This is a genomic window from Phascolarctobacterium sp., from assembly GCF_030531065.1.
Classification (GTDB): domain Bacteria; phylum Bacillota; class Negativicutes; order Acidaminococcales; family Acidaminococcaceae; genus Phascolarctobacterium_A.
Genome location: NZ_JAUNOQ010000010.1, coordinates 83,476 through 92,724 on the forward strand (window position 1 = coordinate 83,476; position 9,249 = coordinate 92,724).

A 9,249-nucleotide genomic window follows, 5' to 3' on the forward strand; every position below is an offset into this window, starting at 1 on the left:
GAAGTGGTGATTATTTATGGAAGAAAAAATTAAACGTAATCAAATAGACGATATTTATAGGCGGAATAATGCTAAAGATAGTTATAAAAACAGAGCTTTTGCTGGCAAGCGTTCAACGTGGGACGAATATACTAGGGAACGAATTTTTTATGATAGCAAGTTTCATGTTAATCAAAAACAGTCCAATATCGATCATATTATTCCTATTGATGAGTTACGCAGACGTTATGGAGAAGAACTGTCAATAGAACAATTACGAGAGATAGCTAATGCTGATGCTAATCTTGCTAATACAAACGCCGCTTTGAATAAAGCTAAAGGCGGTAAAAGTAATATAGATTATCTTTGGGATAAATACACGGAAGATGCTAAATGTACTCTTAATAATTTATCAGACAAAAAGAGGTTTGATGTTAAAGAAGCAAGGGTAGATAGCCCTGATTTAACTACTAGCGCTAATATGATAAGTAAGCAGGTCAGTGCGGAAATAAATGTTAGAGCGAAAGCTGCTCAGTATAAATTACAGAATATGTTGGATAAAGGAAAGCAAAAAACAGAGCAACTTGTATCTAATGTAAAATCTTTTGATAATACTGTAAAAGCTATGTCTCCGATGGCTGGTAAAGCTATAGCTAAAGGACAGGACGCTGCTTTTGTAACAGCTACTGTAAGTGGGCTTACTAATTTAATGGAAGTGGCTAGAGGAAAACAAGATATAAAAACTGCGGCTATCAATGTTGGTAAGGATACGGTTAAAGGGTTTGGTACTGGCGCTGGCTTGTCCATAGTACAGGATAGTATGGTGATTGCTGCTCAAAAGTATGGCGCCAAGAATTTGGCAAAGACTCTGAGTAAAAACCTTCCCGTAATGCAGATAGCTGTTGCCGCTGAGATTGGCGGTATTGTATATAGGTACCTTGACGGTGATATTAGCGGCGAAGAATGTACTGCTGAAATAATTGTAGGTACGGCAGGTTGTTGGGCTTCAGCTATGGCGTGGGCTGTAGCTGGGCCCGTAGGCGCTATAGTAGCTTCGATAATAGTAGGTGAAATTGGCAAAGCTGTTGCGCGCTATCAAATGGAGCGCAAAGCTGATAGGAAGAGAGTCGCTCAATTTAACCACATTACTAATGAAGCATTACGTTGTTTGCAGGAACAGAAAGAGCGTGTTGTGAATTATAATCGAAGAGAAAAAGCAAGGTTAGAAAAATCGTTTTCTGACGGAATGGAACAACTTCATGCAGGAATTATGAGTTCACAAGAAAAAGAAGTTATCTACGGACTAAATCGAATCTTAGCTGTTTTTAATGAAGAATGTTATTTTCAGTCATTGCAAGAATTTGATGAAATCTTCTTTGACGATCAATCTGTGTTGTCATTATAAGGAGGATCAAAGAAAATGATTTTACAAGCAGGGATTGCTTTGGGCGCGGTATATCATATTTTCTCAAGCACCAATAAATCCATAAATTTAGATGAAAAAGCTAGAAAGCGTTATGCACAAGCCTTTGCTAGAGAACAGGAAGCCAAGCGTTTATTAGAAAGCAAAAAGCAACAAGCGGATAATGCTATGGTAAAGGTGGCTAATCGTAAACGCGCTATTATAATAACATCGATGAAAAACTTTGTAGAGCTTTACACTACCATAATAAAAATAGATTTTCAAGAAGTAAAGTCTTTATCGAAAATTAATAATTTCAGCTTTTGTCCTCAGGAGATACATGCTATTAAAACCGCGGCACAGACGGCTGTTTCTCCAATGAGCGATAAGGAAATTTTGAAAAGTGTTTTTTGTGGTGGAATTTGTGGGTATATGGTCAAATCCTCTGAAAGAGATTTAAAAATGGCTAATGCGCAGATGCGTAGCGCAGAAGTAGCTTATAGTCAAGCTGAGAATTTAGGATTAATTTTAGATAGCGTTACGGATTGCTGTAATCAGGTATCTGATTTGTTGCCTAAATTGAATAAAATTTTTATCCAAGGGGTCAAGTATTCTTCCAAGCTGATTGCTGAAAAAGGATGCAATAAGAGTTTGTATAATGAAGAAGATCGAAAAGCTTTGTGTAGCTGTATTAACATTGCTTGTGCAATGAAGAAAATTATTGATGCTCCGATTCTTAATTCTGATGGAAGTGCCGCTCAAGAGACTATTGTGGCATTGCAGATTGGTAACGGCTATCTGGAAAGCTTATGCAAGTTATAAGTAATATTTGGAATAAAATTTGAGGAGGATTCTATTATGCAAAAATTTCAAGTTGATAGTAAATGTATCGGTTGCGGTAGTTGCTTTTTAGAAACAACTTTATTGGTAGAAGATTCTGCTGGTAAAGCTGTTCCCGCAGCCAAGGGAAGCATATCTGAAGCTTTTTTGCCAAAAGCTAAGAGCATTGTAGCGGCTTGTCCTGCGAAGGCTTTAAGTATTGTAACTACAGCGGCAGTAGATTTAAAGACATTGCCGAATTTATTAGAAAAAAAATTAAAGGCTGTTACAATACCTGAGATAAAATTACAGGATATCAAGATGGATGCGCATAATTATAGCTTATCTTGCCCTTATCCTAGAGGGGAAAATCAATATGTATATTCCAGTGAGAGTAAGGCTTTCAGAGCGGCAGAAAACGAATTTGATCGTATTTGTTATTCGCAGTACAGAAGATTTATTTTAGATGTTTTTGTACAATATCGTGAAGATAAATTGAGATATTATTACACTTTTGATGAAAATAGTTTTTGGCATAAGCTTAATTCCCAATATGAAAAAATTTTACTTGAAATCGTCAATGAATTTGAAGCGGCAACAGGAGGAAAGAAAAAGCTTCCTGAGGATTTTGCTACATTTGCAGAATATCCCAGAGGAGTAGCAAATGCTGAGGAAAATGATCTTTATATTCTCAAGCATTTTGATGAAAAAAGTACTTGCTCTGGCGTTATGCAGGATTTCAATGAATCAAAATATCATACAAGGCACAGCTATATAGATATGTATGCAGATATTGACGATATGGAAGTGTATGCGGGCGAAAGTTTTTGGGGAAATTCCAAATATGAGGATAGATATTGTTACTGCAACGTATATAAAGCCTGTGAAGAATATATTAAAGATTTGAAGGATAGCATTAATTATGTAGATGTGGAAGAGCATCCATATGATTGTTTAAGCAATGCGATACAAAATTATAAAGAGAGGGTCGCTGTACTGATTAAACAAAAAGTAGCGGAATTAAGCAAGGCTATACGGTAAACATCTAGTTAAAATGATATATCATATTTGGAGGTTGATTATTAATAAACTTATAAAAGGAGAAACTTATGCGAGAAATTAAAGGCGCGTATGCTTCCGCAAAAATCTTTACTGATAATGTGGAAGAGTACGCTTTGGCGCAGGTCAAAATGATTTGCGATAACGCAGCTGCCGCAGGCAGCGTGGTGCGCGTTATGCCCGACGTGCATCCGGGCAAGATTGGGCCTATCGGGTTGACGATGACCTTGACGGACGCCGTTATGCCGGGCATCGTAGGCATCGACATAGGTTGCGGCATGACGCTGGCAAAATTAAAGGACAAACGAATGGAATGGCAGAAGCTGGATGCGGTTATCCGCGATAAAATTCCTGCCGGGTTTCAAATCAGGAAGAAGGCTCATCGCTACAGCGAGGAGTTTCCTTTTACAGAACTGCGCTGCCTAAAGCATATTAATTTACAAAAGGCTATGCTTAGCATGGGGACGCTGGGCGGCGGTAACCATTTTATCGAGGTTGACAAGGACGAGGATCAGCGTTTGTATATCGTCATTCACAGCGGTAGCAGAAGCTTGGGCAAGGCTGTGGCCGAATATTATCTGAAGGCGGGGCAGGCGGAGCTGAAAGAGAGGCATATAGAAGCGCCTTATGAGTTGACGTATCTGACGGGCGCTTTGATGGAGGATTATCTGCACGACCAGAGGATTGCGCAGGAATACGCGGCGCAGAATCGCGCCGCTATGCTGGACGAGATCGTGAAGGGTATGAAGCTCAAAGTCGAGGAAACGTTTTCCTGCGTGCATAATTACATTGAAACGACGCCTGATAGGAAGGTGTTGCGCAAGGGCGCAATTTCGGCACAGGCAGGGGAGCGTGTTATTATTCCTATCAATATGAAGGATGGCGTTATTTTGGGCGTGGGTAAGGGCAATGGAGAATGGAATTGTTCTGCGCCGCACGGTTCGGGGCGGCTATTGAAGCGCACGGAAGTAAGCAGCCGTTATACAGTAGCCAGCTTTAAGAAGGAGATGCAGGGGGTGTACAGCTCGTGCATCAATAAGGCTACGCTGGACGAAGCGCCCTTTGCTTATCGCAGGTTGGAAGAGATTAAGGGATTGCTAAGCGACACGGTGGAGATAGAATGCATTTTACAACCTGTCTATAATTTTAAGGCGGGCGGCGAGGATTGAAAATCGGAGGAGATTTATTATGATGATTAAAAAGAACACTAAATGCTATATATGGGATCAAGAAGAATGCGATTTCTTTGTCGGCAAAATATATGATATTTGGTCAGAGTCTAATAATCCTACAGAATTTATTATAGAAATTCAAAATGAAGAAAATATAGTATATAAAAGAATTCCGTATTCTTGCGTTTATACTACTGATAATTCGTTCAGTAAAAATAATTCTATCAAAGTAGGAATGGATGTATTCTATAGTAGAGATATGGGAGAAGAAACTCGAGCTGAGTTAGTACTTACAAAACTTGTAGGTATCGGTCTGGAGAAGGGCTTATTCTTATTATACGATCCTATTAATAAAATATATTTGATTGCTGACGCAAACGAATTCCACATTACAACAGAAGAGGCCTCCTTTGATCTTGAATGGAATGATTAAAGTGTTTTATTAACGGAATCTGCTTTCTTGCTTCTCACAGTAAACTGACACGGTCGCCGTGCAGGTTAGCCTTGAAATTTGTTTGGGAATATGCTATTATTATTTCACAAAATACGAACAAATGAAGGGCGGTGGAATGATGATCGTCTTAAATCTTACTTTGAATGGTATCTATGGATTTAATGATTTTAACATCAATTTTACTTATCCGAAAAAAATTGTCAATTCAATCATAGAAGATGAATTTTTGAAAGGAAGAGAACGGTTCCGTTACAAAAAGTCGGTTATTTTGATGGGCGCGAATGCGACCGGTAAAACTAGTCTCGGTAAGGCATTGCTTAGGATTTTTGCCTATATGACAAATAGCAATCCGCTTCCGCTTTGTAAGATGGTAACTGGTGAAAAAGGTTTTTTTTCTATTGATTTTGTAAATGGAGATTATCGTTTGCAGCGGCTGTCCGCCGAAATTATTTCAAGTACAAATGAGGTGAAAATTCAGTATAAGGATGCAGAAATAGCTGCGCTTGACTCTTATGAAAAGTGCGCTACCAAACTGAAAGATCGTACAGCAGAAGCAATGAAAACGCCTGCTTCACTGAAAAAACTGGTGGGGGATATTCGTTATAGATTTGCATATCCAGAAATTGAGAAAACTTTGAAGCTTACGGGAGCTAATAGGGCTATCTTGCTCAAAACACTTCATGCCGTAATTGGAACGCTTGACCCAACGCTACAAGATGTAAGCTTGTCGAAAGATTTAAAAGATACTTTCATTATTCGTCGTGGAGGAACTGAGATCATTATTCAAGAGGGAAAACTTTTGAATCGTGAAGTCCTTTCCAGCGGAACGGCAGAAGGAATTGATGTAGCGATATTCCTTGCAGCTATCATTGCAAGGGAGAGTACTTTCTATTATTGCGACGAGCATTTTTCTTATATTCAAAGTGACATTGAGAAAAGAATTTTTGGTATTATGCTGGATAGGCTTGGTATAAATGAGCAGCTGATTTTTACAACGCATAATACGGATATGTTGGATTTGAATCTTCCTAAGCATAGCTATATATTTTTGAGAAAGCAGCAGGAAGATGGTATTTATAAGGTATCGGCTGTTTCAGCTTCGGAAGTATTGAAGCGTAATACTGATTCCATCAGAAATGCTGTAGAAAATGATGTATTTGCTTCGCTACCGCAGGATTCGCTCTTGGATGAGCTGGAAATGGGGTGGAGCAATGAGCAATAAGTGTATCTATTATGTAGAAGGGCCTTGCGAGCAGCAACTAGTAGCTGCATTGAAAGAGAATCCGGCAAAATTAATTCCGGGTAAAATTAAGGTGTATAATGTTATCCAGAATTTAATTCCTAAATCTCAGATGCTATCTATTCAAGGTGGGACAACGATAGTTCTTGTGTTTGACACGGATGTAGAGCAAACTATTAGTTTAAAAAAGAACCTTGAGCTTTTGAGTAAATATTGTGGCAGATTGCATATTGTGTATCTGCCGCAGGTTCTTAATTTAGAAGCTGAATTAGTACGCTGTACGGATGTACAAAACATTGTTGATTTAACGCGAAGTAATGGTGTTCGTAATTTTAAAACAGATTTCTGTAAATTGAAAGTAAAAGATTGTAGAGCAATGCTGGAAAGGCATGGATTGAGAATTGAGCGGCTTTGGACAACCAAAGTGCCGGAAGCGTTTGCTTTTGTGGAAAGCAATAGCAATCGGATAAAAATGTAGAAAAATTACTTTGGTGGCTCGAAGAATACTTGCTTGAACTTTGGTGAGGAGCGGGTTAGCTTATTCACTGAGCTTGTTTGAATAGCTGTATTAAGGACTTGGGTGGACAACAAGGTGGACAATAAGCAAAAAAATAAGAAGAAAGCATGTAAAAAAAGCGCTAAATGTACTTTAAAACGTATACAAAATAGACAAAATGTAATAAAAATATAGCATAAAAAGCTCTGACACCGTTTGCTAAATCGTTAGACGGTTTACCCCGTGCGTGGGTTCGAATCCCACCCACTCCGCCAAACCAAGCGGTTTTAGAGCCTTCGGAGAAATCCGAAGGCTCTTATTTTTTGTGCTTCAAATTTTGGCTACATCCTTTTTATGCTACATTCAAGCCATACTTGTAAAAATTATGTATAATGGGATTACTCTATTTGTTTACTATATATAGAATTTAAAATACATAAGAACACTATATATAGAAGTAGCTTGTCTTTGTTTACCATATTACTTTCTGCTATTGTGACACGATAGTGACACGTTATTTTGTGCAGTCCATTAGAGTAGCAGCTAACTGATGTTGCTTTTTTATAATATGTGCGTATACATTGAAAGTAATTGCAACCGACGAATGACCTAATCTTTCACTAACCGTTTTGTAGTCATTATTAGTCTTTTCTATCAACCTTGTAGCATTTGTATGACGAATCATATGAAAAGTAAAATGTCTTGTAATTCCCACCATTTTTAAAGTCTTTTTAAAAATAGCCAGTAGTGTACTATTTGTCAACATATTTTGTCCATTTATATCTTTAGAAAATAGATAGTCGTCACTTTCGTTATATTGAAAGCGTTCTTTGTATTCTCTAAGGATATTAGTGAGACCATCTGATATTACTAATAGACGTATAGATGCAGCACTTTTAGGTGTTGAGTTAAAAGAGCCTTTACTCCCTATTCGCACAAGCTGATTGTCTATGACAATAGTCTTGTCGTTTAGATTGATTCGTGAATATCTAAGACCTAAAATTTCTCCTTCTCTTAATCCTAATTCATATGCTAACATATAGGCTATGTAAAGAAAAGTTTTAGAATCAGGCTTTATAAATTTTGAATTTACCCGTTCTTTATAACATTTTTCTAAATAGGCTCGAATATTTTTATGTTCATCTTCGGAAAGTATTTCTATATTAGGCTTAATCTTCACTTTCATAACCTTTTTACAGCCACGGATAGGACTGCTAGGGATTATTCTAAGTATTTGAACTGCATAATTAAAAATACACCCTAAGATAGTAATATTGGTTTTTATAGTAGTTTCTTTCAAGCCTTTCACCTTTAAATCATCAATGTACTTATCTATTAGTGTAGTATTTATTTTGTTAAGTGTACATTCTTTGATATAATCTGGTAGAAATTTTAAACGACATTCATAATTGTATATCGTTGTTTCTTTGACATCATCTCGCTTCCGTTTGTAATCAATGTAAGCTTGGAATAGTTGCTGCACGGTCATGTTCATGCTTGCCGCTACATTGGTTGTTGAGTTTATTTCTTCAAAGTACCTTAATTTAATTCGTGCTTCTGATAAGGTCGCACAAGTAGCAGTCATTTGTTTACGTTTCCCGTCAGTGTAACCACAATCCAAACGAACACGATATTTTCCGCTTGTTGTTTTTGTTATAGAGCCTTCACCTTTTGTTCTTCTACGTGTTGTCATAATGACCTCCTAACTCAAAAATTTGTAGAAAATTTTGTGAAGGGGTATTCAATTAACGCGAGTGCGCGTTTCCCCCCATATGGGTGTCACTTTGAAACGCACGGAGGAGTGGGAATACCTCTATATGAAGTATTCCATATATTTACAGTATAAGCCTTGCAAGCCTTGCGCCGCAAGCGGTCAGGCGTTTGCTTGTCACTATGTTAGTCCCTATTCTTCATTATAAAGGTATGTTTGGTACTAATTTTAAATGTCACAGATTGTTTTCATTATGATGGCTAGATGAGCTATCATTTTTTACTTTAGTATAGTGAAGCGCTAAAGGAGGGGGATTCTTTTTTTACTTATATGAATATCTGCTCATATATTATTACATCTATATTTGTTCTTATCTGTTTACCTGACACGCCGCAAGCTCTTTCGCGTCTCTTTTTGTCTATCATCTAAAAACAACGCAAGAACTCTGCCGCGTCTCATTTTGTACATCATTTTGCACATCGTTATAATATGTTTAAGCCGTCTGTATGATTTTTCATATTCTTCATTATGAAGTCATGCAGGCGGCTTTTTTGTTGGCTTTCTTCTTCTTTCTTCTAACGATTGTATAATGCTTGTTCCCTATAATGATTTTAGAAAAAAATTATTCTTGCTTATGGATTTTAATAGAGTAACCGTATTTTTCTACTATGTCGGATAACTCGATGTACTTAATAGAGCCGCTGTTAATTTTCTTATTTAAATTCTGTTGAAACTGCCCAACATCTTCAGCAACTTCTTTTTCAACCTTTCCAATATCAACCAAAAAATGTTGCCATTCTTTTTTAAATTCTTCTTTATTCATTTGTCTTGTCTCCTTTCTTGTTTTCTTCATTATAGCAGATAAACTGTACCCAAGAAAATGGACACTCCTAACATAAAAAACTTTAATCTGGACA

9 protein-coding genes are annotated in these 9,249 nt (G+C 37.3%); 7 read left to right on the forward strand and 2 right to left on the reverse strand.

The genetic code is table 11. From position 1 onward, the window contains the following. Nucleotides 1-16: 16 nt before the first annotated feature. From Q4E64_RS08140 to Q4E64_RS08170, 7 genes are all read left to right on the forward strand, one after another. Complete coding sequence (locus tag Q4E64_RS08140) at nucleotides 17-1,384, forward strand: hypothetical protein (RefSeq protein WP_303167342.1); 1,368 nt, start codon at nucleotides 17-19, stop codon at nucleotides 1,382-1,384. A gap of 15 nt (nucleotides 1,385-1,399) precedes the next feature. Continuing rightward, complete coding sequence (locus tag Q4E64_RS08145; protein WP_303167343.1) at nucleotides 1,400-2,203, forward strand: hypothetical protein; 804 nt, start codon at nucleotides 1,400-1,402, stop codon at nucleotides 2,201-2,203. Nucleotides 2,204-2,239: 36 nt separating this feature from the next. After that, a complete protein-coding gene (locus tag Q4E64_RS08150) occupies nucleotides 2,240-3,241 on the forward strand; it encodes a ferredoxin (RefSeq protein WP_303167344.1) in 1,002 nt (333 codons plus the stop codon). Between the two features lie 68 nt (nucleotides 3,242-3,309). After that, a complete protein-coding gene (locus Q4E64_RS08155) occupies nucleotides 3,310-4,428 on the forward strand; it encodes an RtcB family protein (RefSeq protein ID WP_303167346.1) in 1,119 nt (372 codons plus the stop codon). Nucleotides 4,429-4,447: 19 nt separating this feature from the next. Further along, nucleotides 4,448-4,864: a hypothetical protein gene (locus Q4E64_RS08160; RefSeq protein ID WP_303167347.1), complete on the forward strand. Its 417-nt coding sequence runs from the start codon at nucleotides 4,448-4,450 to the stop codon at nucleotides 4,862-4,864. A gap of 136 nt (nucleotides 4,865-5,000) precedes the next feature. Then, nucleotides 5,001-6,107, forward strand: coding sequence for a hypothetical protein (locus tag Q4E64_RS08165; protein WP_303167349.1), 1,107 nt, complete (start codon nucleotides 5,001-5,003; stop codon nucleotides 6,105-6,107). Next, nucleotides 6,073-6,603: a hypothetical protein gene (locus Q4E64_RS08170; RefSeq protein ID WP_303167350.1), complete on the forward strand. Its 531-nt coding sequence runs from the start codon at nucleotides 6,073-6,075 to the stop codon at nucleotides 6,601-6,603. Before Q4E64_RS08165 ends, Q4E64_RS08170 begins: the two co-directional genes overlap by 35 nt. A gap of 532 nt (nucleotides 6,604-7,135) precedes the next feature. On the opposite strand, the gene Q4E64_RS08175 is transcribed toward Q4E64_RS08170, so the two are convergent. Both Q4E64_RS08175 and Q4E64_RS08180 read right to left on the reverse strand, forming a co-directional pair. Beyond that, complete coding sequence (locus Q4E64_RS08175; protein ID WP_303167351.1) at nucleotides 7,136-8,314, reverse strand: site-specific integrase; 1,179 nt, start codon at nucleotides 8,312-8,314, stop codon at nucleotides 7,136-7,138. 640 nt (nucleotides 8,315-8,954) lie between these two features. Then, the gene (locus Q4E64_RS08180; RefSeq protein ID WP_303167352.1) at nucleotides 8,955-9,155 is read right to left on the reverse strand and encodes a hypothetical protein; all 201 of its coding nucleotides are present in this window, start codon (nucleotides 9,153-9,155) and stop codon (nucleotides 8,955-8,957) included. Between the last annotated feature and the right edge of the window lie 94 nt (nucleotides 9,156-9,249).